The organism is Pedobacter sp. 01N416 (assembly GCF_056399685.1).
This window is the reverse complement of sequence record NZ_JBFTRT010001032.1, coordinates 1-607: the sequence shown is the minus strand read 5'-3', so window position 1 is coordinate 607 and position 607 is coordinate 1. Positions and strand designations below refer to the sequence as shown.

1 pseudogene is annotated in these 607 nt (G+C 39.0%); it reads left to right on the top strand.

What is annotated here, in order from left to right:
* Window positions 1-50: 50 nt before the first annotated feature.
* A pseudogene (locus tag AC1DND_RS29080) lies at window positions 51-607 on the top strand (glycosylase); the annotation flags it as partial.

The window sequence follows — 607 nt, the reverse complement described above, 5'->3', positions numbered from 1 at the left end:
GTGCATTAACATTGAATGCTCAAACCACGAATCCTGTTTCAGCCGAAACCATGGAAAAGATTTATCAGGAAGTAAAAACGCCTTATAAATATGGCTTGGTAATGGTCCCCGAAGACAATCAACATAAAATGGATTGCCCAACAGTTTTCCGTAAGGGAAAGTTTTGGTACATGACCTATCTTATTTTTAGCGGTCGTGGTTACGAAACCTGGCTGGCAAAAAGTAAAGATTTATTACACTGGGAAAATCAGGGTAAACTGATGTCGTTTGGAGATGCTGGCCATTGGGACGACAACCAAAAAGCAGGTTACAACGCTTTATTGGATACCAAATGGGGTGGAAAGTATGGTGTTGATAAATTCGATGGTAAATATTGGATGTCGTATTTCGGAGGTAAAGAAAAAGGATATGAAGTGGAACCCTTATCTATCGGGATGGCTTATACCACAAAAGATCCATTAATGGTTCAAGAATGGAATAGGTTAGACAAACCTGTTTTGACTTCGGGTGATGCAGATGTACGTTGGTGGGAAAACCGGAACAAATTATTTAAAAGCACAGTAATTGAAGATAAACAGAAGTTGACAGGACATCGTTTTGTAATGTA